Genomic DNA, 24,699 nt, shown 5'->3' with positions numbered 1-24,699 from the left:
GTCGCCGAGAGGAAGAGTTTTATTTTATGCCGGATATGGAGCGCTGGCCCACCGGGCGCCTGTTGTCTACTGCTGCCCGCCTTGTAGAGCATGCCTGGAATGAGCGGTTGGTCAGCATTGGACTGACCCACGCAGGTGTCATCGCGTTGGGAGTTCTTGACACCCAGGGGCCCATGACGCAGGCACGCCTGGCGCAGCTGGTGCGTGTTCAGGCCCAGACGATGGGCAAGACCCTCGCCCGCCTGGAGACCCACGGACACGTGAGCCGTGTGCGCAATGACCTCGACAAGCGCAGCCACATGGTGACTATCACCGAGCAGGGCAAGGAAGCACTCCTCGAAGCACAGAACATTGAGCGCACGCTCCTCGACGGCGGCGAACTGCTGTCCGAGGCACTGCGCAGCCAGCTGCGGAAGGTCATCAGCGAGTTGGGAAGCCCGCGGTGGCAGGTCGCCGTCGACGTCCCCGGACTTCCGGTCCCGCCCGAAAGCGGTTTGGTGATCCTGCCGGAAAGTGCGGAATCCACGGAGGCTGCGGAAGCCCCGGCGGACAGCCGCTGACCGCAGGAGCGGCACCGAAAAACCTCAGAAGAGGCACATCCACTGGATGTGCCTCTTCTTTCGTCTGGCCGCTAGCCTCAATGGTAAGTACACTGACGAAAGGATGGCCGTGGAGCATAAGGTCAACGAAAAATACATCAACTTCGCGAGCGTCATCGATGACGTCACCCTGGAGCAGAACGCCAAGACGTCCCGGATGCCGTTCATCTACCCGCATCTGGCTTCCATGCCCGACGCGCATCTGGGGAAGGGCGCAGCTGTCGGATCCGTGATCCCCACGCTGGGGGCAATCATCCCCGCGGCGGTGGGCGTCGACATCGGCTGCGGGATGATCGCCGTCCGCACCCGGCTCTTCGCCTCGGACATTGCCGGGCTGAACCGTCGGGTTCTCCGCGAAGCGATAGAACATGCCATTCCGCTTTCGGCCGGCAACAACAACCGCAGCCTCACGGATTCGGCGCGTCTCCGGGTCGAGGAACTGGCCGACGACGCCGCTGCCGCCGGCTTTGACCCCGCGTCCTACCTCAAAGGCTGGCGGCTCCAGCTGGGCACCCTGGGCTCGGGGAACCACTTCATCGAAGTGTCCCTGGATGAAGAGGACGCCGTCTGGCTGTTCCTGCATTCGGGCTCGCGCGGCGTCGGGAACAAGATCGCGCAGCAGCACATCCGGGCGGCACAGAACTACTGCGGCAGGCGCTCCATCGACCTGCCGGACCGGGACCTGGCGTACCTGGAGGAGGGGACCGAGGAGTTCGACCGGTACATTGCCGAACTGATGTGGGCCCAGAAGTTCGCCCTGCTCAACCGCGAGGAAATGATGGACCGGGTCGTCGGATGCTTCAGTGCGTGGACGGGGGAGGCCGTGCAGGAGCGGGAGCGGATCAACTGCCACCACAACTACACCGAGGTTGAGCACCACTACGGCAGGGACGTCTGGCTCTCGCGGAAGGGCGCCATCGACGCTTCGCCGGGACGTCCGGGGCTGATCCCGGGATCCATGGGCACGGCGTCGTACGTGGTGGAAGGCAAGGGCTACGCGCCGTCGCTGAACTCCGCACCGCACGGCGCCGGCCGGGAGTATTCCCGGACCAAAGCGCGCAGGATCTTCAGCCAGGAGCAGCTGCGGAAGGCAATGAAGGGGATCGAGTTCCGCGACACCCCCGCTTTCATTGACGAGATCCCGGCGGCGTACAAGGACATCGACGCCGTGATGGAAGACGCGAAGGATCTGGTCACGGTGAAGCACGTGCTGCGGCAGATCGTGAACGTCAAGGGAAACTAACCCCCGAATCCAGTGCAACGGGCCCGCAACGGTAGGGTATGGACCCATGACCAGACCCGTAGAACTGCTTGCCGCCTATGACCGCCAGTTGCGCACCGATGCGGAAACTCCCAGCGCAGTCACCGTCGAGCGGCTGGGGCCCCTGCGCCTGGTGACGTTCGACGGCGGTCGGGGCTTCATCACCTACGCCGACCTGGACGGGGCGGATGCCGCGACCATTGCCGACTGGGTGGCCGGTGCCCTCGCGTACTACCGGAGCGACCCGCAGATCCGGAAGGTGGAGTGGAAGACCCGGGGCCATGACCGGGCACCCGGACTCCACGAGGCGCTGCTGCGCAACGGGTTCGAACCGGAGGAACCCGAATCCATCATGATCGGGCGAGCGGCGGACCTGGCGGTGGATGTCCCGGTTCCCGAAGGGGTTGCCCTCCGCCGCGTCACGGAAGAGAAAGATATCCGCGCCATGAGTGCCATGGCGGACGGTGTATTCGGGGATCCGGTTTCCATAGCGACGGCGGACTCCCTCCTGCGCCGGTTGTCCCGCGGCGACGGGATGGAACTCTGGGTGGCGGAAAGCGGCGGCACGATCGTCAGTGCCGGCCGCCTGGAACCGGTTGCCGGCACGGAGTTCGCAGGCATCTGGGGCGGTGCAACGCTGGCACCCTGGCGCGGCCGGGGTATCTACCGCGCACTCACCGCAGCCCGTGCCCGGTCCGCGCTGGCAGCGGGCAAGACCCTGATCCACAGCGATTCCACCGAGTACTCCCGCCCGATCCTGGAACGCTCCGGCTTCCTGAAGGTGTCCTCCACGACGCCGTATCTCTGGCGTGCGGAGGCTTAGCTGCAGGAGCCGGAGCGCTGCTTCCCGACGGCAAAACGAAAAAACCCCGCCTGCCAGGCGCAATGCCTGGTCAAACGGGGTTTTCGCTGGTGCACCCCCCGGGACTTGAACCCGGAACCCATTGATTAAGAGTCAATTGCTCTGCCAATTGAGCTAGAGGTGCGCACTTTGTTGGAAGGAAGACCGTCGCCGTGAGGCGCGGTTCGTTCTCCGCAACGACATGAAACATTACCACGTGCCGGCAGGGTCCACGAAATCCGGCCTGCATGCCCCGGCGTCGTTGCCCCGGAGGCAGGCATTTGTGGTGCGTCCATGCCCGCCCCGGGCAGCAAAAACCCCGCCCGGCCAGGCGAAGAGCCTGATCGGACGGGGTAGTTGGTGCACCCCCCGGGACTTGAACCCGGAACCCATTGATTAAGAGTCAATTGCTCTGCCAATTGAGCTAGAGGTGCGTATTCGAGGTGATGGAAACCAGCGGATTTTTTCCGTGGTCGGCATCAGCAACGACATGAAACACTACCAGCAGTTCCGCCGGAGAGCGAAATTCCGGCGGTTTTTGTGTCCCGTCTCACGTTGCATTCCGTTCCGGTGTCCCGCCTGGATGGGGGAGGACCACCAATTCGCCCGGATTCCCTTCCCAGTCCCCGCTGCTGTCCACCACCCAGGTCCGGGCGGGCAGGTTCGACGCCGGGTCCCCGGTGGTCACTGTCGTAACGGCGTCTCCGGGCACCGGGGTAACCGGAAGGTCAGGGCCTGGCACGCCGGAAGTGTCGATCCGCACAGCGGCCCGCACGACCCCGTGCGTCAGCATCCGCTCCGCCGTACGGACTGCCCAGACAGCCGCGACGGACCCAACCCCAAGGGCTGTAAAGAGAAAGGATTTCCGGGCCACGGCGGCCTCCTTCGATCGGCGGAAGGCACGTTTTTCACGTTACGGCCGGCACCTGCCGCTGTCCATAGCCAAGGACCCGGTTACGCTGGCTGGCATGGCCGATACTGAATCCCGCGATGTCCCGGTACGCACCCTGACCGTGCCCACGCCCGAACTCCTGGAAGCCCTGCGGCCCCTGCCCGACGGCATGAAGGCAGCCGTCTGGGACCTGGCCGGTGAGCCCGAGGGCGTGGCGTATCCGGACATCGATGCAGTGGTGCTTCCCTACGCGAACGGATCCGACTACGGAGATGCGCTGGAGCGGGTGCCGAACCTGCTGCTCCTGCAGGCACAGTCGACGGGCTACGACGGACTGCCCGAGCTGGTCGGCGAGGGGACAGCCATTGCCAGCGCCGCCGGCGTCCATGCTGCCGCCACCGCCGAGATGGCCCTTGCCTTGATCCTGTCCGCGCAGCGGGGGATCGACCACGCGCTGAGCGCCCAGCATGAGGGCCGGTGGGAATCGGTCCGGTATCCGGGGCTGGCGGACCGCCGTGTGCTCCTTGTGGGAGTCGGCGGAATCGGCCGGGAGATTGCCGCACGGCTGCACCCGTTCGACGTCGAGCTGACCCGGGTGGGCAGCACGGCCCGGACGGATGACGACGGTGCGGTGCACGGAACGGACGAGCTTGCGGACCTGGCGGCCAGGGCCGAGATCCTGGTGGTCATTACACCGCTGAACGCGCAGACCCGCCACCTCATCGACGCCCGCGTACTCGCTGCCCTGCCGGACGGAGCGCTGGTGGTCAATGTTGCCCGCGGTGCCGTGGTGGACAGCGAAGCCCTCACCAAGGAGGTGGTGTCCGGACGGCTGCGCGCGGCTCTCGACGTCTTCGACCCGGAACCGCTGCCGGCGGAGCATCCGCTGCGGCAGGCACCCGGGGCGATCATCACCCCGCACTGGGGCGGAAACACTGCAGCCTTCGAGCCCCGGATCAAAGCCCTGCTGCGCGAACAGGTACAGCGGCTGGCAGCAGGAAAAGAACCGCTGAACCTCGTCCGCCCCGGGCCGTGGGGGTAGGCGAACCGCCGGCGCCCTAGGCCAGTTCCAGGTAGGAATCCACGAAGGAACGGAAATCTTCCCAGTCGGCGGACTGCTCCAGCAGCCGCTCACCCGCTGAAGCCGTGGCCGGCAGGGTGGCCTGCGCTTCCACGGCAAACTGGAAGACGCGGCCGGTGCTCGTGCCCACCTCGTACGCGTCCGTGTCCAGCTCGTCGGTGTGGCTCAGGTTGGTGGTGTTCACCGAAGTGGGTACTTCCAGCCCGGCGAGGGTATCGACGTCGAACGGAGCAAACACAACCTCGGCCGGACGCCACCGGTAGCCCAGCACATAAAAACCGGTTTCACCGTCGAGGCCCGGCGTGGCCAGCACCAGGTTGTAGTCACCGTAATTGGGAATCTGGGATTCGAAGACGCGGCGCAGCACCCGCTTCAGCTGGTTGCTGGCGGGGTTTCCCAGGTCTGCAGGGTCCGTGTCCGCAGTGTGTACGCCCGGATCCGTGGATCCTGTATCCGATGTCATACCCCCAGTCTATGAACACCGTCCCCCTATTCGGGAAGCCCGTACCGTCCCTGCCTCTGATCTTCATCTGCTGTTCACAGGCCGTAACAACAGTTGCCAATGTCCGTCACAGAGACCACCCCGGCGGGCTTAAGTCCTACGATCTACCCATGAGCGTGGACAACACACCGGACATCAAACCCCGCAGCCGAGTCGTTACGGACGGCATACACGCCGCCCCTGCCCGAGGTATGTTCCGTGCCGTAGGCATGGGCGACGACGACTTCGCCAAGCCGCAGATCGGCGTCGCCAGTTCCTGGAACGAGATCACTCCCTGCAACCTATCCCTGAACCGCCTTGCCACGGGTGCCAAAGAAGGCATCCACGCAGGCGGCGGCTTCCCCATGCAGTTCGGCACCATTTCCGTCTCGGACGGTATTTCCATGGGCCACGAGGGCATGCACTTTTCCCTGGTTTCCCGCGAAGTCATAGCGGACTCGGTGGAAACGGTGATGATGGCCGAGCGCCTGGACGGCTCCGTGCTGCTTGCCGGCTGCGACAAGTCCCTGCCCGGCATGCTGATGGCGGCAGCGCGCCTGGACCTCTCCAGCGTCTTCCTCTATGCCGGCTCGATCATGCCCGGCTTCGCCAAGATGGAGGATGGCAGCGAACGGGAAGTCACCCTGATCGACGCCTTCGAAGCCGTGGGTGCCTGCGCCGCCGGCAAAATGAGCCTGAAGGACCTCGACTCGATTGAACGGGCCATCTGCCCGGGTGAAGGTGCCTGCGGCGGGATGTACACCGCCAACACGATGGCCTGCATTGGCGAGGCCCTGGGCATGTCCCTGCCCGGTTCGGCCGCGCCGCCCTCCGCGGACCGGCGCCGCGACGAGTTCGCCCGCAAATCCGGCGAGGCAGTGGTCAACCTGCTGCGCAAGGGCATCACCGCCCGCGACATCATGACCAAGAAGGCCTTCGAGAACGCCATCGCCGTCACCATGGCCTTCGGCGGCTCCACGAACGCCGTGCTGCACCTGCTGGCAATCGCCCGTGAGGCCGAAGTGGACCTCACCCTCGAGGATTTCAACCGCATCGGCGACACCATCCCGCACCTCGGCGACCTGAAGCCGTTCGGCCGGTACGTAATGTTCGACGTCGACAAGATCGGCGGCGTGCCCGTGATCATGAAGGCACTGCTCGACGCCGGCCTGATCCACGGCGACTGCCTCACCGTCACCGGCAAGACCGTCGCGGAGAACCTCGCGGCCATCAACCCGCCGGATCCGGACGGGAAGGTCCTGCGTGCCATGGACAACCCCATCCACAAGACCGGCGGCATCACCGTCCTGAAGGGGTCCATGGCTCCGGAAGGCGCAGTGGTCAAGAGCGCAGGGTTCGACGCCGACGTATTCGAAGGCACCGCACGCGTCTTCGAACGGGAACAGGGCGCCCTGGATGCACTGGACGCCGGAGAAATCCATGCCGGCGACGTCGTGGTCATCCGCTACGAGGGCCCCAAGGGCGGACCGGGCATGCGGGAAATGCTCGCCATTACCGGCGCCATCAAGGGTGCAGGCCTGGGCAAGGATGTCCTGCTGCTGACCGATGGCCGCTTCTCCGGCGGCACCACGGGCCTGTGCATCGGCCACGTTGCACCCGAAGCGGTCGACGGCGGTCCCATCGCCTTCGTGAAGGACGGCGACCGGATCCGGGTGGACATTGCCGCCCGCAGCTTTGACCTGCTGGTGGACCCGGACGAGCTCGAAGCCCGCAAGGTCGGCTGGCAGCCGCTGCCGCACAAGTTCACCAAGGGTGTGCTGGCCAAGTACGCCAAGATGGTGAACTCCGCGTCCACGGGGGCTTACTGCGGTTGAAACCCTTCCCCAGGTGTAAGGCGCTGGAGCGCCTTACACCTGGGGCCCCTATGGGTTCCACCCTTATTAAGCCCTGCCCGGCAGATAAGGCCTCCCCGAAGACGCCCGCCGAGAGCGGACGGCTTCGGGGCCCCTCAGGCCTTTGCTGCCTTATTAAGCCCTCCCGCCTGGGGTGGGCAGGTTCCAGAAGACGAGACGTTACGTCCACATAATGAGACAGACGTCTCATAAGATTGACACCCCCGTAGGGGAACGCAAGACTGAACGGTATGCAGATCGTACCCGTCGTCCTTATCAAGCGCGTGGCGTAACAGCCCGACTTGTCTAAGACGTCACGCGCGAACCCCTACGGAGCCAACAGGCACGAGGGGTTTTTTTATTGGCACCGTCAGTTTTGGCTTCGCTGAACACAGAAGCCGTACCGGGCACAACCCGGGACGGCCGTCGCATGACCGCATTGACCATGGATTAGCATCCGCAAAGGAAGTTCCGATGAGTAAGGGATCGCCAATCAGCCCTTCGCTGATGGCCTCGAAGGCAAATGCCGCTGCACGCGCCGCGGCAGCCAAGACCAAAGACGTAGCCGCTTCCGTGTCTGCGCATCCGGAAGCCGCGGATGAGCGCATCCAGGGGCCCAACAACACTGTTCCGCCCACCGAGATGACCGGCTCGCAGGCCATCGTCCGTTCGCTCGAGGAACTCGGCGTCGACGAAGTCTTCGGACTGCCCGGCGGCGCCATCCTGCCCACCTATGACCCGCTCATGGATTCCACCAAGATCCGGCACATCCTGGTCCGGCACGAGCAGGGTGCAGGCCACGCGGCCGAGGGCTACGCCATGGTGACCGGGCGGGCCGGCGTCTGCATCGTGACGTCCGGACCCGGGGCCACCAACCTCGTCACCGCCATTGCCGACGCCCATATGGACTCCGTGCCGATGGTCGCCATCACCGGCCAGGTTTCCAGCGCATTCATCGGCTCCGATGCCTTCCAGGAAGCCGACATCGTGGGTATCACGATGCCCATCACCAAGCACTCCTACCTGGTGACGGATGCCGCCGACATTCCCCGCGTGCTGGCCGAGGCCTTCCACATTGCGACGTCGGGCCGTCCCGGTCCGGTCCTCGTTGACATTGCCAAGGACGCGCAGCAGGCGAAGACCACTTTCTCCTGGCCGCCGAAGATCGATCTGCAGGGCTACCGCACCGTGGTCCGCGGACATTCCAAGCAGGTGCGCGAGGCTGCCCGCCTGATTGCCGCCTCGCAGCGGCCCGTCTTCTACGTGGGCGGCGGTGTGCTCAAGGCCAACGCCTCGGCGGAGCTGCTCGAACTGGCCGAACTGGTGGGCGCTCCGGTGGTCACCACGTTGATGGCCCGCGGCGTTTTCCCCGACTCGCACGAACTGCACGTCGGGATGCCCGGGATGCACGGTGCGGTTTCGGCCGTTACCGCCCTGCAGCAGTCGGACCTGCTGATCACCCTTGGCGCCCGCTTCGATGACCGGGTCACCGGGGTGCTGAGCTCCTTCGCACCCGGTGCCAAGGTCATCCACGCGGACATCGACCCGGCAGAGATCTCCAAGAACCGTCCGGCGGATGTGCCGATTGTCGGCTCGGTGAAGGAAATCATCCCCGAGCTGGCCGACGCCGTGCGCGGACAGTTCGAAACCGCGAAACCCGACATTTCGGCCTGGTGGGCCGTGCTGAACCGGCTGCGCGACACCTACCCGATCGGTTACGCCACACCCGAAGACGGACTGATTGCCCCGCAGAAGGTCATCGAACGCATCGGTGCGATGACCGGCCCCGAAGGCGTCTATGTCGCCGGCGTGGGCCAGCACCAGATGTGGTCCGCACAGTTCATCAAGTACGAGCGCCCCCGGGCATGGCTGAACTCCGGCGGCCTGGGCACCATGGGCTATTCGGTGCCCGCGGCCATGGGCGCGAAGGTGGGCGCACCGGACCGAGTGGTCTGGGCCATCGACGGCGACGGCTGCTTCCAGATGACCAACCAGGAACTGGCCACCTGCCTGATCAACAACATCCCGATCAAGGTCGCCATCATCAACAACTCCTCGCTGGGCATGGTCCGGCAGTGGCAGACCCTCTTCTACGAGTCCCGCTACTCCAACACGGACCTCAACACCGGGCACGACACCGTGCGGGTCCCGGACTTCGTCAAGCTGGCGGAGGCATACGGCTGCGTGGGCCTGCGCTGCGAACGCGACGAGGATATCGACGCGACCATCGCCCAGGCGCTGGAGATCAATGACCGCCCTGTAGTGATCGACTTCGTGGTCAGCCGCGACTCCATGGTGTGGCCGATGGTTCCCACCGGTGTCAGCAATGACCTGATCCAGATTGCCCGCAACATGACTCCCACCTGGGAAGAGGAGGACTAGGAGATGGCCCGCCACACCCTTTCCGTGCTGGTAGAAGATGTTCCCGGCGTGCTGACCCGGGTCGCCTCGCTGTTTGCCCGCCGGGCATTCAACATCAATTCGCTCGCTGTAGGCCCCTCGGAGGTGCCGGGCATGTCCCGCATCACCGTGGTGGTCGACGCCGAGGGTGACCTGCTCGAGCAGGTCACCAAACAGCTGAACAAGCTCATCAATGTCATCAAGATTGTCGAGCTGGTTCCAGATTCTTCCGTGCAGCGGGACCACATCCTGGTCAAGGTCCGCGCGGATGCCGCAACCCGGCTGCAGGTAACCCAGGCAGCCGAGCTGTTCCGCGCCTCGATAGTGGATGTCTCCACCGACTCGCTCATCGTCGAAGCAACAGGCACCGCCGACAAACTCAACGCACTGCTCTCGGTGCTTGAGCCCTTCGGCATCCGCGAAATAGTCCAATCCGGAACCCTGGCCGTAGCCCGCGGTTCAAAATCCATGAGCGACCGCGCGCTGCGCAGCGCCTGAGTTCCACCACAGACCCTTGTCCTTAGACACCAGTAGACACCAGTAGGAGATAACCAAAGTGACTGACATGTATTACGACGACGACGCAGACCTGTCGATCATCCAGGGCCGTACGGTCGCCGTCATCGGCTACGGAAGCCAGGGTCACGCCCATGCCCTCAGCCTGCGCGACTCCGGCGTGGACGTCCGCGTGGGCCTCAAGGAAGGTTCCGCCTCGCGTGCCAAGGCAGAGGCGGAGGGCCTGCGGGTGCTGAACGTGGCGGACGCCGTCGCCGAAGCGGACCTGATCATGGTGCTTACCCCTGACCAGGTGCAGCGTTTCGTCTACGCCGAGGACATCGCCCCGAACCTGCAGGCCGGCGACGCCCTGTTCTTCGGGCACGGCTTCAACATCCGCTACGGCTACATCCAGCCGCCGGCCGACGTCGACGTCGCGCTCGTGGCACCCAAGGGCCCGGGCCACATTGTGCGCCGCGAATTCGAAGCCGGCCGCGGCGTCCCGGACCTGATCGCCGTGGAGCAGAACCCCTCCGGAACCGCCAAGGAACTGGCCCTGTCCTACGCCAAGGCCATCGGCGGCACCCGCGCCGGCGTCATCGAAACCACCTTCACCGAAGAAACCGAAACGGACCTCTTCGGCGAGCAGGCGGTCCTCTGCGGCGGCGCGTCTCAGCTGATCCAGTACGGCTTCGAAACGCTGACCGAAGCCGGCTACCAGCCGGAGGTCGCCTACTTCGAGGTACTGCACGAACTGAAGCTGATCGTGGACCTGATGGTCGAAGGCGGCATCGCCAAGCAGCGCTGGAGCGTCTCGGACACCGCCGAATACGGCGACTACGTCTCCGGCCCGCGCGTCATCGACGAGCACGTGAAGGAAAACATGAAGGCCGTCCTGGCCGACATCCAGAACGGTGCCTTCGCCAAGCGCTTCATCGATGACCAGGACGCCGGTGCCCCCGAGTTCAAGGCACTGCGTAAGAAGGGTGAAGATCACCCCATCGAATCCACCGGCCGTGAACTGCGCAAGCTCTTCTCCTGGATCAAGAATGACGACGACTACACCGAGGGTTCGGTAGCCCGCTAGCCGGACCGTAATCTCCGGCGCCGATTCGTCCTGCGCCCGCACCTGCGCGATAAGCTCGAAAAGCAAGCCGAATCGGCAAGGAGGCCGGACCCCACGGGTCCGGCCTCCTGCACGAAATGCCCCATCACATCTTCCAATGCAAAGAAATCTTCAAAGAAATCTTCCAAGTGTAAAGAGGTCATCGGTGTCTGCCACCAAACCAGTCGTACTCCTTGCGGAGGAACTCTCGCCCGCCACCGTCGAGGCCCTCGGCCCCGACTTCGACATCCGCACCACCGACGGCGCCGACCGCTCCCAGCTCCTGGCCGCGATTGCCGACGTCGACGCCATCCTCGTGCGGTCCGCCACGCAGGTGGATGCCGAAGCGATCGCCGCCGCCAGGAACCTCAAGGTTATTGCCCGGGCCGGCGTGGGCCTGGACAACGTGGACATCAAGGCCGCCACGCAGGCCGGCGTGATGGTGGTCAACGCGCCGACGTCGAACATCATCTCCGCGGCGGAACTGACGGTGGGGCACATCGTGTCCCTGGCCCGGAACATCCCGCAGGCCAGCGCCGCCCTGAAGAACGGCGAATGGAAGCGCTCCAAGTACAGCGGCACCGAACTGTTCGAAAAGAAGATCGGCATCATCGGCCTGGGCCGCATCGGCGCCCTGGTGGCCGCACGCATGCAGGGCTTCGGCACCGAGATCCTCGCCTATGACCCGTATGTCACCTCCGCCCGCGCCGCCCAGCTGAATGTCCGGCTGGTGTCCCTCGACGAGCTGCTCGCCGAGTCGGACTTCGTCACCATCCACATGCCCAAGACCCCGGAAACCCTGGGCATGCTCGGCGCCGAGGCGTTCGAGAAGATGAAGGACACCGCCTACGTGGTGAACGTGGCCCGCGGCGGCCTCGTGGACGAAGCGGCCCTGTTCGAGGCACTGCAGGCAGGAAAGATCGCCGGCGCCGGCGTGGACGTGTTCGTCAAGGAACCCAGCACCGACCTGTCCTTCTTCGCCCTGGACAACGTGGTGGTCACCCCGCATCTGGGTGCCTCCACCGCCGAAGCGCAGGAAAAGGCCGGCATTTCGGTGGCGAAGTCCGTCCGCCTGGCCCTGGCCGGGGAACTGGTGCCCGACGCCGTGAACGTGGCCGGCGGCGTCATTGCCGAGGACGTTCGGCCCGGCATCCCGCTCATCGAAAAGCTGGGCCGGATCTTCACCGCCCTGGCCTCGGACTCCGTGACCGCCATCGACATCGAAGTAGCCGGAGAAATTGCCGCCCTTGATGTGAAGGCACTTGAGCTGGCGGCGCTGAAGGGGATCTTCACGGACATCGTGTCCGAGCAGGTCTCCTACGTGAATGCTCCGGTCCTCGCCGAACAGCGCGGCATCGAGGTCCGGCTGCTGACCACCCCGGACGTGGATGACTACCGCAACCTGCTGACCATCCGCGGCGCCCTGTCCGACGGGACCCGGCTTGAGGTCTCCGGAACCCTTACGGGTCCGAAGCAGATCCAGAAGCTCGTGGGCGTGAACGGCTACGACCTGGAAATCCCCATCAGCGAGCACCTCATTGTGCTGATCTACCAGGACCGTCCCGGCGTCATCGGCGCCTTGGGCCGGGTCCTGGGCGAGAAGGAGATCAACATTGCAGGCATGCAGGTGGCCCGCAACTCGGAGGGCGGCCAGGCCCTGTCCCTGCTGACCGTGGATTCCTCGGTGCCGCAGGACGTGCTGGAGGCGCTGAAGCTCGAAATCGGTGCCACCGTGGCCCGCGAGGTGGACCTGCAGGACTAGCAGCACAGCCACTGTCCGGAGGGCAGCGCAGCACACCGGAAGGCCGGTCCCGAAGGGGGCCGGCCTTCTCGCTACGCTGGGGCCATGTCACAGTCCCCGGCGGAGCAGGCCAGGCCGCCGCACGAGCGGTTCTGGACGGCGGGCGCCCTGCTGCTGGCGGCGTGTATCGGGCCGAGTGCCTCCTCCTGCCGCAGGGGGACTCCTGGTTGCCTTACCGCAGCATCGTGGGAACGGCGTGCACCATCAGCCTTTTTACACCGTCGTCCTTCCGGGCCTCGCCCGCCGGACAGGACCGAAGCGACAAGTCCCGCTAAAACAGGGTAATTTTCTTATGTGACTTCTTCCGATTCCAAGACCCCGTTCTACATCACCACGGCCATCTCCTACCCGAACGGCGAACCCCACATCGGGCACGCCTACGAGCACATCGCCACGGACGCCATGGCCCGCTTCAAGCGCCTCGACGGCTACGACGTGTTCTTTATGACGGGCACGGACGAGCACGGCCTGAAGATGCAGCAGTCCGCGGACAAGGAAGGCGTTACCGCCAAGGAACTCGCGGACCGCAACTCCGCCGCCTTTAAGCAGATGGAAGCGGACATGGGCACCTCCTACGACCGGTTCATCCGCACCACCGACGCCGACCACTACGCCGCTGCGCAGGCCATCTGGAAGCGGATGGAGGAGAACGGCGACATCTACCTCTCCAAGTACTCCGGCTGGTACTCCGTACGGGATGAGGCGTACTACACCGAGGACGAGACCGAGGTCCGCGACGACGGCGTCCGTTACTCCAAGGAAACCGACACCGAGGTGACCTGGACGGAAGAGGAAAGCTACTTCTTCCGCCTCTCCGCCTACCAGGACCGGCTGCTGGCCCTGTACGAGTCCCAGCCGGACTTCGCAGCCCCGCGCTCGCGGTTCAACGAGGTCATCAGCTTCGTCAAGGGCGGCTTGGAGGACCTCTCCATTTCCCGGACCACCTTCGACTGGGGTGTTCCCGTGCCGGGCAACCCGGACCACGTGATGTACGTGTGGGTGGATGCCTTGACCAACTACCTCACCGGCGTCGGCTTCCCGGATACCGAAAGCGAAGCGTTCAAGAAGTACTGGCCGGCCGATGTGCACGTGATCGGCAAGGACATCTCCCGCTTCCACGCCATCTTCTGGCCGGCGTTCCTGATGTCCGCCAAGCTGGAGCTGCCCAAGCGGATCATGATCCACGGCTTCCTGCACAACAAGGGCGTCAAGATGTCCAAGTCCCTGGGCAACGTGGTGGCTCCGAAGGCCTGGGCCGAGCAGTACGGCCTGGACTCGGTGCGGTTCTTCCTGCTGCGCGAGGTGCCCTTCGGCGCGGACGGCTCCTACAACCACGACGCCGTCGTCGGGCGGATGAATTCCGACCTCGCCAACAACCTGGGCAACCTCGCCCAGCGCTCACTGTCCATGGTGGCCAAGAACTGCGGCGCAGCGGTGCCGCAGCCCGGAGCGTTCACCCCTGAGGACACTGCGCTGCTGGAAGCGGCCGGAAACCTGCTGCAGATCTCCCGCGAGGCCTACGAGGTCCAGGATTTCCACGGCGCACTGGAAGCCACATGGAAGGTCCTCGGCGACACCAACGCCTACTTCGCCGATCAGGCACCGTGGGTGCTGCGGAAGACCGACGTCGAGCGCATGAACACCGTGCTCTACGTGACCCTCGAGGTGCTGCGCATGGTGGCCATCCTGATCCAGCCGGTGATGCCGGAAAGTGCGTCGAAGCTGCTCACCGTCCTGGGCCAGCCCGACGGGGACGCCCGCCTGTTCACGGCCATCGGCACTCCGCTGGTGCCGGGCACCGGACTGCCGGCTCCGACCCCCATCTTCCCGAAGTACGAGGAACCGGCCGAACAGGCCTAAGACATAAAAACACCCCCGGCAGGTTGCCGGGGGTGTTTTTGTCCTACTGGGCAGGTCAAGCAGGTTAGGCGGATTCGAGGAACCGCTCTGCGGCCGTCCGTTCCATCACGCCGGCAACGTCTTCCTGCTGCCGGCGGGCGGTTTCGGTGAGTTCCTGCAGGCGGGCCGTATTGAACCGGGGGTCCTTGGCCGAGAGCACCAGCAGGGTCCGCCACAGGGATTCCTTCATCCGGACCAGGGACTGCAGGGACTCCAGTTCCAGCTGTCCCGTGGCACCGCCGCCGGTGCTGAGCGGATTCAGCGGACCCAGCTTGCCGGCTGCGGCCCCCACCATGGCCGCAGCCGCCTTCACCTTGCTGCGCGAATAGCCCAGCGCATGGATCAGGGATTCCAGTTCGTCGCGTTCATCGGAAATCTCTTCCGCGAGACGGGCGAAGGTCTCCTCATAGGGGGATCCCTCCCAGGTGCGCTGAGCGGCGGTGAACAGGCGGACACCTGTTTCCGCCCCGACCAGGTGGTCGTCCAGATAAGCGGCCAGGGATTCGTGTTCCGTCTGGAACTGCTGCATGTGCTCTCCTCACGTCGTCCGGATGCATCTCGTGGTGCCGGCTGAACTCAGCCTGCTTAGTAATTCATCCTGTTCAGTATCCTTGCAGATCGGCGCCCGGACCGCGAGGAGCTAGTCCGCTGCCAGCCCCGCCACGGGGGAGAGCCGTGCCGCCCGGCGGGCGGGAAGCACGGACGCCGCCAACCCGGCCAGGAGTGCTACGGCCAGGACTGCGATCAGCTGCAGCCACGGCAGCGACAACGCCACGGTGGTAAAGGAACCCAGCGCGGATTCCGCTCCCAGCCAGCCGTAGAGCGAGCCCAGGATGCTGCCCATCAGGGCGGCCACCCCGGCGATCAGCACGGCTTCCAGTGCGAGCATGCCGCGCAGTTGTCCCCGGGTCAGGCCCAGTGCGCGCAGCAGTGAGGACTCGCGGGTGCGTTCCAGTACAGACAGGGAGAGGGTGTTGGCCACACCCACCAGGGCAATCACCACTGCCACTCCCAGCAGTCCGGTGACCACCATCAGCAGGACGTTGATGACCTGTTCAAAAGCCCCCCGCTCAATGGCCGAGCCCGAGACTGCGTAGTCCTCCACGTCCACCGCCGCGGCGAGGTCGGTGCGCAGGTCCATCAGCTCGTTGGTGTTCAGGCCGTCGACCGCTGTAAGCCACAACTGTGGCTGCGGGGGATACATGTCTTCCGCCGCCGAGGCGGGCAGGCCGCCGAGGGCTTCGGCCGTGGAGGCGCTGATCAGCGGCTGCATCTGGCTGCTTCGTGAAACCACCACCTTCAGCTCGACGCTCTTGGACGCACCCTGAACCGTAAGTGTTTTTTCCGAGGTTCCCTGCGGCATCAGGATGACGCCTGACTCCAGTACCAGGGCGGAATCCTGCAGTACCTTCGCCGCGTCGGCAGGGTCCAGCGCATATACACCGTACGGTCCGTATTCCGTCTCGGTCATGCCAGCCGGCGGAACCAGCACCGCTTCCTCGACGCCCTCCACGGCACCGGAAGCTTCGGCGTCGGTGGAGGTGAACGGCGACTCGTCGGAGGGCCCGCTGATGCTGATATCCACCGGGTACTCGGCGGCCAGCACGTCGTCGAGGGAGGTCCGGACGGTTGCAGCACCCGTCATCATCATGGTCACCAGGGTGACGCCGATCAGCAGGGCGGAGGAGGTGGCGGAGGTGCGCTGGGGGTTGCGGACGGCATTGAGTGCCGCCAGTCTGCCCGGGACGCCCAACGGTGCGGCTATCCGGCCGACGGTACGCACCAGGGAAGGAACAAAGAGGGTGGCGCACATCAGCACGCCCACAAAGCTCAGCATGCCGCCGGGCAACGCAATCAGGAGGTTGCCTTTCACCGCTCCGACAGCCAGCAGTGCTGCGCCGCCGGCGAGCAGGACCATGCCGATGCCCAGGCGGACCCGGCCGCGCCGGGTCCCGGCACGGACGTCGTCGGCCGGACGCAGTGCGGCAAGGGGTGCTACGGCGGTGGCGGCGCGTGCCGGAACCAGCGAGGCCAGCACTGTCATCAGAATGCCGACACCCAGTCCGGCGATGACGGCCAGCGGGGAGACCGACAGCGTTGCGAAGCCGCTCTCCGGGATGGTTTTCAGGTAGGCGATAATGCCGCCAACGAGTGCAATGGCTGCGAGGACCCCGGCAACTGAGGCCACGATGCCAACGATCAGTGCTTCCACGATGACGGAGCGGCGGATCTGCGAGCGGGCGGCGCCAATGCACCGGAGGAGGGCAAGTTCCCGCGTGCGCTGGGCCACCAGCACCGAGAAGGTATTGGAGACCACAAGGGCACAGACCAGCAGGGCCACGGCAGCGAAGGCCAGCAGGATGGTGGTGAGGATGTCTTCCCCTCCGGTGAAGGAGGCAACCACAGCGTCCGTCTGTTCCTGCGCGGTGCGGACGTACACACCCTCCAGGCCGCTGATGTCCTGCTCCAGTGCTGCGCGGACGTCCTCCACTGAGGCGCCGTCGGCCAGTGCCACCTGGATACTGGTGAAACCGGACCCGGGCTCACCGAATTCAGCCGCCGTCGCAGAGGTCGAATACAGCTGTGGGGTTCCCATGAGCTGCGGGTCCTTGGACGCGGACACCAGGGCAGTGACCGTGAGCTCGGCCGTTTGTTGCTCACCTGTGGGGTCATCGATAAAGGCGGTGAGGGGTAGCACCGACCCCTCGGTCAGCTCCTGGCGCTCGGCCGTATCCTTGTCCACGGCCACTTCGTTGTCAGCGACCGGGAGCGTTCCCTGGAGTATGTCCACGGGGAAGAGGTCCGCGTGCTCAGAGGTGTTGCCCAGCTGGGCGACGTTCAGGTCCTTGCCGAAGGCGACGTAGGACTGCCGGGCCGCGTAGATGCCCTCCACGCCGGGGGTGTCCCGGACCAGGGCGGCGGTTTCTTCATCCAGTACGGCCGCGTCCGCACTGTACATATCCCTGGTGACGAGCAGATCGGCGTTCCGGTACGCCTCCCCGACGCTCTGCGTCAGCGAGGCCTTGGACGAGGAATTGATGATGAGGGTGGCGGTGAGGAAGCCGACGGCTATCAGCACCGCCAGGGAAACGGCGATGAACCGCCGGGCGTTCAGGCGCACCTGCGCCAGGGCTACCTGCAGCATGCTTATGCCCCCAGCTTGGTGAGGGCGGCGAGCACGGACTCGGGGGTGGGCTGTGCCAGTTCCCCGACCAGGGCGCCGTCGTTCATCAGGAGCACACGGTCCGCATAGGAAGCGGCCACGGGGTCGTGCGTCACCATGATGATGCTCTGGCCGAACTCCTTGGTGGAGCGGCGAAGGAGCGAGAGCACCTCGGCACCGGACTTCGAGTCCAGGTTGCCGGTGGGTTCGTCGCCGAAGAGTACATGCGGGCGGGTCAGCAGGGCCCGGGCCACCGCCACGCGCTGCTGCTGGCCGCCGGAAAGCTCGTGGGGGCGGTGCCGAAGCCGGTCCCGCAGGCCGAGGGTTTCGGTGATGAAGTCCAGCCAATCACGGTCCACGGTGCCGTTGGCCAGGGATACCGGCAGTGTGATGTTCTGCTCCGCGGTCAGCGTGGGCACGAGGTTGAAGGACTGGAAGACAAATCCGACGCTGTCGCGGCGAAGGCGGGTGAGATCGGCGTCCTTCAACCCGGTGATTTCAGTGCCGCCTACCCAGATGCGGCCCGAGTCTGCGGTGTCCAGGCCGGCAAGGCAGTGCATCAGGGTGGATTTTCCGGAGCCGGAGGGGCCCATGATGGCGGTGAACGTACCGGATTCGAAGCTTACGTCCACGTCCTTCAGGGCGTGGACGCGGGTGTCGCCGGTTCCGTAGGTCTTATTCAGGAGCTGTGCGGCGGCGGCGAGACGCGGTTTTCCGGAGCCGGCCGCAGGGGAATGCTGTGCGAGTGATGTCATACCGCCACAGTATTGCCGGGGCGCATGCGGTTACATCGGAGGGCAGGAGGTCATTTTTCTCCGCGTCTCATACCGTGGGTGGAAGGGGGCCGGCCAGCCGGTAGGACTCGCGGAGCAGCTCGGACAGTTCATCCGGAGGCAGATGCTCCAGCCGGGCCAGGAGGAGCAAGGGGGACCGGTTGTGGTGCGGCGTCCAATAGAACAGGTCCGGCTGCAGCGCCGCCAGCGCCTCACGTTCGGCGCTCTTCACGGTCAGGACATCTTCCTCCCACATCCGCGCCATCAGGGTACGGGCGAACCAGGCCGGCTGCTTCCAGCTGAGGCGCTCCGTCACGCCGGGGAGGGAGAGGCAGATGGAGCGAACGTCGTCGACGGTGACCATCTCCCTAGGGTGCGACAATCCCCGTCTCGTAGGCAATGACCACGGCCTGGACCCGGTCCCGTGCCTCCAGCTTGGCCAGGATGTGTCCCACATGTGTTTTCACGGTGGCTTCGGACAGGTACAGCTTCGCCGCGATTTCCGGATTGGACAGGCCCTGCGCAATCAGGGTGAACACCTCGTGTTCGCGCGGGGTCAGGGAGGCGACGGCGTCGGCATGCCGGCTGCCCGGCGCACCGGCCGTGCGCAGCAGTGGAGCGACGTGGTCCAGCAGGCGCCGCGTGGTGGACGGTGCAATGACGGCGTCCCCGCGGTACACGGTCCGGATGGCCTCCAGGAGTTCCTCGGGCGGTGCGTCCTTCAGGAGGAATCCGCTGGCACCGGCCTGGATGGCGGTGAGCGCGTATTCGTCCAGGTCGAAGGTGGTCAGGACTACGACCTTCGGTCCGCCGCCGGTGTCTCCGTCCAGAATCCGGGAGGTGGCTTCGATGCCGTCCATCCCGGGCATGCGCACGTCCATCAGTACGACGTCGGCAGACACGGCTGCCAGCGCGGCCAGCGCCTCGCGGCCGTTACCGGCTTCGGCAACAACCTTGAGGTCCGGCTGTGAATTGATCAGCATCCGGAACCCGCCGCGCACCAGTTGCTGGTCATCAACGAGGAGTACCCGGATGCGGGCTGCGGGCTCGGTGGACGGGTCGGACGCTGCAGTCCAGGGGGAATCCGGCACTGGTGCTAGGCCTCCGTGTAGGGAATGAATGCTTCAACGCGGAATCCTCCGCCGGCCGCAGGGGCGGCCTTCAACGTTCCATCGTAGAGGGACAGCCGCTCGGCCATGCCCTTGATGCCCTGCCCGACGCCGTCGTCGTATAGTGCCGACGCCGCGCCCAGCCCGTCGTCGTCGACGCCCAGTTCCAGTCCGCCCGGAGTCCACCGTAGGGTGACCTCGGCGCTCGCATCCCGTCCCGCGTGTTTGAGTACGTTCGTCAGAGATTCCTGGACCACACGGTACGCCGTCAGCTCTGCCCCCGGAGGAAGGGGGCGGCGGGGTGTTCCCGTGATGCTGAGGGTGGTTTCCATTCCGCTGCGCTTGACCGTTCCCAGCAGTTCCTCGAGGTCGGCGAGGGAAGGGAGGGGACGGGTGGAAGCGGCTTCGTCGCCACGCAGGACGCCAAGCAGGCGGCGCATCTCCCGCAGGGAACCACGGCCCGTTTCCGCAATGACGCCCAGCGTCTTCGGTGCGATCTCCGGGTCCTCGGCGCTCGCATACCGGGCACCGTCAGCCTGGGTGATGATCACGGAGAGTGAGTGCGCCACGATGTCGTGCATTTCCCGGGCGATATGGCTGCGCTCATCGGCGGCGGCGAGTTCACGCTCCTGTTCGCGTTCCACTTCGAGCCGATGTGCCCGGTCCTGGAGCGCCTGCACGGCCAGCCGCCGGGTGCGGGTCAGGTCGCCGAACGTCCATGCCACCAGGACCACCGCTTCGACGGCGACGAGGTCGATGACGGCGATGACGGAAGTGCCCTCCCCGGCGATGTCGGGGAAGATATACCGGATCAGGAAGAGTGCCCCGCCGATGGCGGCCAGGGCCAGTCCGGCAATGCTCGCCCAGCGCGGGGCGAAGGCAGCCAGGGAATACACAGTGACCAGCACGAAGATGTCTGCCGGCAGGCCGGTGACCGGGACCAGGAAAAGCTGGAGGACACAGGCGGCGGCTTGGACGGCGGCTGCCGCCACCGGGCGGCTGCGGCGCCAGGCCAGGCTCATGCAGATGGCCGCGGACAGGAAGAACTCGACGTTTTGTCCTCCTCCCGTCAGCAGGAAGGGGACGGCGAAGATGAGCGTGGCAGCGATTGCCTGCCAGAAGTTCACTTTCCCGGAGTTCGCCTGCAGCCAGGCATAGAGTCGTCGGTGCACGAGCATGGAAACCAACTTTAGGGGTGTTCGGGCGTCCGCGCGTCATACTGCGGGTTGAACTCCCGGGGGTGGCGTCCCGGAGGTCCGTCCCGGGTGTCCACGATGCGGGACGGGTTGCCCGGTATCTGGACCGGTTTCCTAGGATGGGCAGCATGAGCGACGAAACACCCCGAACCATTTCCCTGGCTGTCATCCCCGGAGACGGGATTGGCCCTGAGGTCACCGCGGAAGCAGTGAAGGTGCTGCTGGCGGTTACCGGCGGCAGCCCCGTCCGGTTTGAGCTGACGGAGTACCCGCTGGGGGCGGAGCACTGGCTGGAAACCGGAGAGACGCTTCCGGAGCACACACTGGAAGCACTCAAGGGACACGATGCCATCCTGTTCGGCGCCGTGGGTGCCGCACCGGGGGACACGCTCGTCCCGTCCGGCCTGATTGAACGCGAACTGCTGCTGAAGCTGCGGTTCAGCCTGGACCACTACGTCAACCTGCGGCCGTCCCGCCTGTACCCGGGTGTGCGCGGCCCGCTCTCTGCTCCGGGCAACGTGGACTTCATTGTGGTGCGCGAAGGTACCGAGGGTCCCTACGCCGGAAACGGGGGAGTGCTGCGGGAGGGCACGCCGCAGGAAATCGCCACCGAGGTATCCCTGAACACTGCATACGGCGTGGAACGGGTGGTCCGCGATGCCTTCCGCCGGGCCGCTGCCCGGCCGCGCCGCCACTTGACCCTGGTCCACAAGCACAACGTACTGGTGAATGCCGGCAGGCTCTGGAAACGCACCGTGGAGAAGGTGGCCGCGGAGTTCCCGGAGGTGACGCATGACTATCTGCACGTGGATGCCGCAACGATCTTTATGGTGAGCGATCCGTCACGCTTCGACGTGATTGTCACCGACAACCTGTTCGGCGACATCATCACGGACCTCGCAGCGGCGATCACCGGCGGGATCGGCCTGGCTGCCTCCGGAAACATCAACATGGACCGGACTTTTCCGTCCATGTTCGAGCCGGTCCACGGCTCCGCTCCGGATATCGCCGGGCAGCAAAAGGCCGATCCCACTGCAGCCATTCTTTCGGCCGCGCTGCTGCTGCAGCACCTCGGCTTCGACAATGAAGCGGCCAGGGTGGAGCGGGCAGTGGAAAAGGACCTTGCCGGGCGGGACGGAACGCGGCGTACCACCGCTGAGGTCGGCGATGCCATTGCCACCGCAGTGTCATAAGCTCGTGCATAGCCAATAAGCAGTCGTAGAACGGGTTTTTGCCGTTCACAGTGGAGGAATCATGACCGTCAGCGCACTGGAGTTTTCCCAGGAGCTTTCCACCAATCCCAAGCCCGCCGCCGAGCGTGCAGCCATCCTGGCAAACCCCGGGTTCGGCGACTACTTCACCGACCACACCGCCGTCATTGACTGGAAGGCGGGGGAGTCCGGCGAGCAGGAGTGGCAGAACGCCCGCATTGAGCCCTACGGCCCCATCTCCATTGATCCTGCCGCCGGCGTGCTGCACTACGGCCAGGAGATTTTCGAGGGCCTGAAGGTCTACCGCCATGCAGACGGCTCAGTGGTGAGTTTCCGTCCGGAAGCCAACGCCGCCCGCCTGAACCTTTCCGCCCGCCGGCTTGCCCTGCCCGAACTGCCCGAGGAACTCTTCCTGGAGTCCATCCGCCAGCTGGTGGCACTGGATAAGGACTGGATCCCGGACGGTGAAGGCGCTGCGCTGTACCTGCGTCCGTTCATGATCGCCACCGAGGCCTTCCTCGGCGTGCGTCCTGCCCGCGAGGTGTCCTACCGCGTCATTGCTTCCCCGGCCGGAAACTACTTCGGCGGGGAACTGAAGCCTGTATCCATCTGGCTCTCCACCAAATACGCCCGCGCAGGCCGCGGCGGCACCGGGGAAGCCAAATGCGGAGGTAACTACGCGGCGTCGCTCATCGCCCAGATGGAAGGCGAAGCGAACGGCTGCAAGCAGGTGCTGTTCCTGGACGAATTCAATGACAACGCCGTTGAAGAACTGGGCGGCATGAACGTCTTCTTCGTCTTCAAGGACGGCCGCCTGGTCACGCCCGCCCTGTCCGGCACCATCCTGCACGGCATTACCCGCTCGTCCGTGCTGCAGCTGGGCCGCGACCGCGGCATGGACGTCCAGGAACGAAAGATCACCCTGGACGAATGGCGCGAAGGCATTGCCTCCGGCGACATCACCGAAGTCTTCGCCTGCGGCACGGCCGCCGTCATCACCCCGATTGGCCAGCTCAAGTCCGAGGACGAGGTCATCGGCTCCGCCGACTCCAAGCCCGGCGAGGTCACCATGTCCATCCGCGAGCAGCTGCTCGGCATCCAGACCGGCACCGTGGAGGATACCCACGGCTGGCTGACCCGCCTGGCCTAGGAAGACCATGCCCATGCTTCCGGAATCCGGAGTGGTCCGCAGCAGTGACCTGACCCGCGTAAGGCTGGCGCCGAACCCGGGCCCCATGTCGCTGGACGGCACCAACAGCTACATCGTGGCTGCCCCCGGATCCGGAAGCACGGTGGTGGTGGACCCGGGTCCACAGGACGAAGGGCATCTGCAGGCCCTGGCGGATGCCGGAACCGTCGAGCTGGTGCTCATTACCCACCGGCATTCCGATCACACGGAGGCCAGCCGGCGGTTCGCCGAACTGACCGGCGCTCCGGTGCGGGCCTTCGATCCCGCTTTCTGTGTGTCAGGCAAACCGCTGGCGGCTGATGAAGTGATCTCTGCCGCGGGCGTGGACATCCGGGTCCTTGCGGCTCCGGGCCACACGTCCGATTCGGTGTGCTTCTGGCTTCCCGACGACGGCGCCAACGGTTCCGTCCTGACGGGGGACACCATTCTGGGGCGGGGGACTACCGTGCTGGATTACCCGGACGGAACCCTCGGCGATTATCTGGACACGCTGGATATGCTCTCTAACCTTGGGCCGGCCATGGTCCTTCCCGGACACGGGCCGGCCCAGGCGGACCTCAGTTCCCTGGTCCTGACCTACCGCGACCACCGCGAAGAGCGTCTGGAGCAGATCCGGGCAGCCCTGGAACAAGCCGGGCCGGACACCGGTGCGGGGGAGATCGCTGACCTGGTCTACTCCGATGTGCCTGCGAACGTCCGCGGTGCCGCGGAACTCTCGGTGGCCGCGCAGCTCGCCTATCTGCGGAAGCGCAGCTGACGAAGGCGGCCGGGCCCGGAGACGTCCGTACGGGTGTGACGAGGAAAACGGGCTGCCGGCTTGCATGGGGGCAACCGGACAGTCCTAAAATGGAAACATCGGTTGCAGGGCAGGGGACGGAAAACCGTTCCCGGTCCCAGTGCGGCAGGTCACTTCGATCCGGTTTGCAAGGACCGGAAGCGATGTGTAAAGTTACATGAGTCGCCGCGGCCGGGACGCTGGAAAAGCGCCCGAGCATGGCGGCCAAACCCCAACAAAAAACAGAGTCCAACCAGTGCGCGCCCTTTGCAGGGCCGGTGGAAAAGACTCCGTTGGATGCTGGGTCCGGAACGGCGTAAAACGCTTCTCACGGGCTCCCGACAAGGGAAACCGCGAATTGCAAATAACGCCGGAATGGAATAAGATATAAAACATTGCAGCGAAGAAGAAAAGGAAAACATTGTTTTCCCGAGTATTTTCGGATTGCGTCTGTTGTTTGAGAACTCAATAGTGTGCCAAGTTTATTGATACCAATTTATTTTGATTGGTTGAACAGGCCGTTTCCGCCCACCCCGTGGGTATGGGACGGTTTTTTTAGCCGGTTTCGAATTTAG

General features: G+C 65.2%; 21 protein-coding genes and 2 tRNA genes. 13 read left to right on the top strand and 10 right to left on the bottom strand.

The genetic code is table 11. The features are described 5' to 3' along the window. Nucleotides 1-26: 26 nt before the first annotated feature. The 3 genes from LJ760_RS00115 to LJ760_RS00105 all read left to right on the top strand — a co-directional run bounded on the left by LJ760_RS00115 (nucleotide 27) and on the right by LJ760_RS00105 (nucleotide 2,683). On the top strand, nucleotides 27-560 hold the full coding sequence (locus tag LJ760_RS00115; RefSeq protein ID WP_227918213.1) for a MarR family winged helix-turn-helix transcriptional regulator: 534 nt from the start codon (nucleotides 27-29) through the stop codon (nucleotides 558-560). A 109-nt stretch (nucleotides 561-669) separates the two neighbouring features. Then, on the top strand, nucleotides 670-1,842 hold the full coding sequence (locus tag LJ760_RS00110; protein WP_227918212.1) for an RtcB family protein: 1,173 nt from the start codon (nucleotides 670-672) through the stop codon (nucleotides 1,840-1,842). A 46-nt stretch (nucleotides 1,843-1,888) separates the two neighbouring features. Then, the gene (locus LJ760_RS00105; protein WP_227918211.1) at nucleotides 1,889-2,683 is read left to right on the top strand and encodes a GNAT family N-acetyltransferase; all 795 of its coding nucleotides are present in this window, start codon (nucleotides 1,889-1,891) and stop codon (nucleotides 2,681-2,683) included. Between the two features lie 87 nt (nucleotides 2,684-2,770). On the opposite strand, the gene LJ760_RS00100 is transcribed toward LJ760_RS00105, so the two are convergent. From LJ760_RS00100 to LJ760_RS00090, 3 genes are all read right to left on the bottom strand, one after another. Then, nucleotides 2,771-2,846: transfer RNA gene (locus LJ760_RS00100), tRNA-Lys, on the bottom strand. 213 nt (nucleotides 2,847-3,059) lie between these two features. Further along, nucleotides 3,060-3,135 (bottom strand) — tRNA-Lys (locus LJ760_RS00095). Nucleotides 3,136-3,251: 116 nt separating this feature from the next. Further along, entirely contained in the window at nucleotides 3,252-3,575 is a 324-nt protein-coding gene (locus tag LJ760_RS00090; RefSeq protein WP_227918210.1) for a hypothetical protein, read from the bottom strand. A gap of 94 nt (nucleotides 3,576-3,669) precedes the next feature. Here LJ760_RS00090 and LJ760_RS00085 point away from each other — a divergent pair, with 94 nt between their 5' ends. Then, nucleotides 3,670-4,635: a 2-hydroxyacid dehydrogenase gene (locus LJ760_RS00085; protein ID WP_227918209.1), complete on the top strand. Its 966-nt coding sequence runs from the start codon at nucleotides 3,670-3,672 to the stop codon at nucleotides 4,633-4,635. A gap of 16 nt (nucleotides 4,636-4,651) precedes the next feature. On the opposite strand, the gene LJ760_RS00080 is transcribed toward LJ760_RS00085, so the two are convergent. Then, a complete protein-coding gene (locus LJ760_RS00080; protein ID WP_227918208.1) occupies nucleotides 4,652-5,137 on the bottom strand; it encodes a hypothetical protein in 486 nt (161 codons plus the stop codon). Between the two features lie 149 nt (nucleotides 5,138-5,286). Between LJ760_RS00080 and ilvD the strand changes: the two genes are divergently transcribed. The 6 genes from ilvD to metG all read left to right on the top strand — a co-directional run bounded on the left by ilvD (nucleotide 5,287) and on the right by metG (nucleotide 14,669). After that, nucleotides 5,287-6,990, top strand: coding sequence for a dihydroxy-acid dehydratase (ilvD, locus tag LJ760_RS00075; RefSeq protein WP_227918207.1), 1,704 nt, complete (start codon nucleotides 5,287-5,289; stop codon nucleotides 6,988-6,990). Nucleotides 6,991-7,482: 492 nt separating this feature from the next. Further along, nucleotides 7,483-9,390, top strand: coding sequence for an acetolactate synthase large subunit (locus LJ760_RS00070; protein ID WP_227918206.1), 1,908 nt, complete (start codon nucleotides 7,483-7,485; stop codon nucleotides 9,388-9,390). 3 nt (nucleotides 9,391-9,393) lie between these two features. Continuing rightward, the gene (ilvN, locus tag LJ760_RS00065; protein ID WP_227918205.1) at nucleotides 9,394-9,906 is read left to right on the top strand and encodes an acetolactate synthase small subunit; all 513 of its coding nucleotides are present in this window, start codon (nucleotides 9,394-9,396) and stop codon (nucleotides 9,904-9,906) included. Nucleotides 9,907-9,964: 58 nt separating this feature from the next. Continuing rightward, nucleotides 9,965-10,990, top strand: coding sequence for a ketol-acid reductoisomerase (ilvC, locus tag LJ760_RS00060; RefSeq protein WP_227918204.1), 1,026 nt, complete (start codon nucleotides 9,965-9,967; stop codon nucleotides 10,988-10,990). Between the two features lie 136 nt (nucleotides 10,991-11,126). Continuing rightward, nucleotides 11,127-12,770 carry a phosphoglycerate dehydrogenase gene (gene serA / locus LJ760_RS00055; protein WP_442860620.1) on the top strand — a complete coding sequence of 548 codons (1,644 nt, stop codon included), beginning with the start codon at nucleotides 11,127-11,129 and terminating at the stop codon, nucleotides 12,768-12,770. Between the two features lie 333 nt (nucleotides 12,771-13,103). Next, nucleotides 13,104-14,669, top strand: coding sequence for a methionine--tRNA ligase (gene metG / locus LJ760_RS00050; RefSeq protein ID WP_227918202.1), 1,566 nt, complete (start codon nucleotides 13,104-13,106; stop codon nucleotides 14,667-14,669). A 64-nt stretch (nucleotides 14,670-14,733) separates the two neighbouring features. Here the strand turns inward: metG and LJ760_RS00045 are convergent, their stop codons facing one another. The 6 genes from LJ760_RS00045 to LJ760_RS00020 form a co-directional block, all read right to left on the bottom strand. Next, nucleotides 14,734-15,237, bottom strand: a complete 504-nt coding sequence (locus LJ760_RS00045; protein ID WP_227918201.1) for a hypothetical protein — start codon at nucleotides 15,235-15,237, stop codon at nucleotides 14,734-14,736. Nucleotides 15,238-15,348: 111 nt separating this feature from the next. Beyond that, a complete protein-coding gene (locus tag LJ760_RS00040; RefSeq protein ID WP_227918200.1) occupies nucleotides 15,349-17,853 on the bottom strand; it encodes an ABC transporter permease in 2,505 nt (834 codons plus the stop codon). Between the two features lie 2 nt (nucleotides 17,854-17,855). After that, a complete protein-coding gene (locus tag LJ760_RS00035; RefSeq protein ID WP_227918199.1) occupies nucleotides 17,856-18,626 on the bottom strand; it encodes an ABC transporter ATP-binding protein in 771 nt (256 codons plus the stop codon). A 67-nt stretch (nucleotides 18,627-18,693) separates the two neighbouring features. After that, complete coding sequence (locus LJ760_RS00030; RefSeq protein WP_227918198.1) at nucleotides 18,694-19,008, bottom strand: MmcQ/YjbR family DNA-binding protein; 315 nt, start codon at nucleotides 19,006-19,008, stop codon at nucleotides 18,694-18,696. A gap of 4 nt (nucleotides 19,009-19,012) precedes the next feature. Continuing rightward, entirely contained in the window at nucleotides 19,013-19,678 is a 666-nt protein-coding gene (locus tag LJ760_RS00025; protein ID WP_308036360.1) for a response regulator transcription factor, read from the bottom strand. Nucleotides 19,679-19,740: 62 nt separating this feature from the next. Then, on the bottom strand, nucleotides 19,741-20,931 hold the full coding sequence (locus tag LJ760_RS00020; RefSeq protein ID WP_227918196.1) for a sensor histidine kinase: 1,191 nt from the start codon (nucleotides 20,929-20,931) through the stop codon (nucleotides 19,741-19,743). A gap of 146 nt (nucleotides 20,932-21,077) precedes the next feature. Here LJ760_RS00020 and LJ760_RS00015 point away from each other — a divergent pair, with 146 nt between their 5' ends. The 3 genes from LJ760_RS00015 (at nucleotide 21,078) to LJ760_RS00005 (ending at nucleotide 24,106) form a co-directional block, all read left to right on the top strand. Then, on the top strand, nucleotides 21,078-22,142 hold the full coding sequence (locus LJ760_RS00015) for a 3-isopropylmalate dehydrogenase (RefSeq protein ID WP_227918195.1): 1,065 nt from the start codon (nucleotides 21,078-21,080) through the stop codon (nucleotides 22,140-22,142). A gap of 61 nt (nucleotides 22,143-22,203) precedes the next feature. Beyond that, nucleotides 22,204-23,310 carry a branched-chain amino acid aminotransferase gene (locus LJ760_RS00010; protein ID WP_227918194.1) on the top strand — a complete coding sequence of 369 codons (1,107 nt, stop codon included), beginning with the start codon at nucleotides 22,204-22,206 and terminating at the stop codon, nucleotides 23,308-23,310. 7 nt (nucleotides 23,311-23,317) lie between these two features. Continuing rightward, the gene (locus tag LJ760_RS00005; protein WP_442860619.1) at nucleotides 23,318-24,106 is read left to right on the top strand and encodes an MBL fold metallo-hydrolase; all 789 of its coding nucleotides are present in this window, start codon (nucleotides 23,318-23,320) and stop codon (nucleotides 24,104-24,106) included. The last annotated feature ends 593 nt before the right edge of the window (nucleotides 24,107-24,699 follow it).

Origin of the sequence: Arthrobacter sp. zg-Y895 (assembly GCF_020731025.1) — a bacterium.
Taxonomy (GTDB): domain Bacteria; phylum Actinomycetota; class Actinomycetes; order Actinomycetales; family Micrococcaceae; genus Arthrobacter_B.
The sequence above is the reverse complement of the archived record's forward strand: the minus strand, read 5'-3'. Positions and strand labels throughout refer to the sequence as shown.

What these genes read in the sequence shown, in the direction of transcription:
- LJ760_RS00040 (WP_227918200.1), bottom strand. Translation starts at nt 17,853, where the DNA reads ATGCTGCAGGTAGCCCTGGCGCAGGTGCGCCTGAACGCCCGGCGGTTC.
- LJ760_RS00045 (WP_227918201.1), bottom strand. Translation starts at nt 15,237, where the DNA reads ATGCAGCAGTTCCAGACGGAACACGAATCCCTGGCCGCTTATCTGGAC.
- LJ760_RS00020 (WP_227918196.1), bottom strand. Translation starts at nt 20,931, where the DNA reads ATGCTCGTGCACCGACGACTCTATGCCTGGCTGCAGGCGAACTCCGGG.
- LJ760_RS00105 (WP_227918211.1), top strand. Translation starts at nt 1,889, where the DNA reads ATGACCAGACCCGTAGAACTGCTTGCCGCCTATGACCGCCAGTTGCGC.
- LJ760_RS00030 (WP_227918198.1), bottom strand. Translation starts at nt 19,008, where the DNA reads ATGGTCACCGTCGACGACGTTCGCTCCATCTGCCTCTCCCTCCCCGGC.
- LJ760_RS00005 (WP_442860619.1), top strand. Translation starts at nt 23,318, where the DNA reads ATGCCCATGCTTCCGGAATCCGGAGTGGTCCGCAGCAGTGACCTGACC.
- LJ760_RS00115 (WP_227918213.1), top strand. Translation starts at nt 27, where the DNA reads ATGCCGGATATGGAGCGCTGGCCCACCGGGCGCCTGTTGTCTACTGCT.
- LJ760_RS00085 (WP_227918209.1), top strand. Translation starts at nt 3,670, where the DNA reads ATGGCCGATACTGAATCCCGCGATGTCCCGGTACGCACCCTGACCGTG.
- ilvD (WP_227918207.1), top strand. Translation starts at nt 5,287, where the DNA reads ATGAGCGTGGACAACACACCGGACATCAAACCCCGCAGCCGAGTCGTT.
- LJ760_RS00035 (WP_227918199.1), bottom strand. Translation starts at nt 18,626, where the DNA reads ATGACATCACTCGCACAGCATTCCCCTGCGGCCGGCTCCGGAAAACCG.
- LJ760_RS00070 (WP_227918206.1), top strand. Translation starts at nt 7,483, where the DNA reads ATGAGTAAGGGATCGCCAATCAGCCCTTCGCTGATGGCCTCGAAGGCA.
- serA (WP_442860620.1), top strand. Translation starts at nt 11,127, where the DNA reads ATGCAAAGAAATCTTCAAAGAAATCTTCCAAGTGTAAAGAGGTCATCG.
- LJ760_RS00015 (WP_227918195.1), top strand. Translation starts at nt 21,078, where the DNA reads ATGAGCGACGAAACACCCCGAACCATTTCCCTGGCTGTCATCCCCGGA.
- LJ760_RS00080 (WP_227918208.1), bottom strand. Translation starts at nt 5,137, where the DNA reads ATGACATCGGATACAGGATCCACGGATCCGGGCGTACACACTGCGGAC.
- ilvN (WP_227918205.1), top strand. Translation starts at nt 9,394, where the DNA reads ATGGCCCGCCACACCCTTTCCGTGCTGGTAGAAGATGTTCCCGGCGTG.
- LJ760_RS00010 (WP_227918194.1), top strand. Translation starts at nt 22,204, where the DNA reads ATGACCGTCAGCGCACTGGAGTTTTCCCAGGAGCTTTCCACCAATCCC.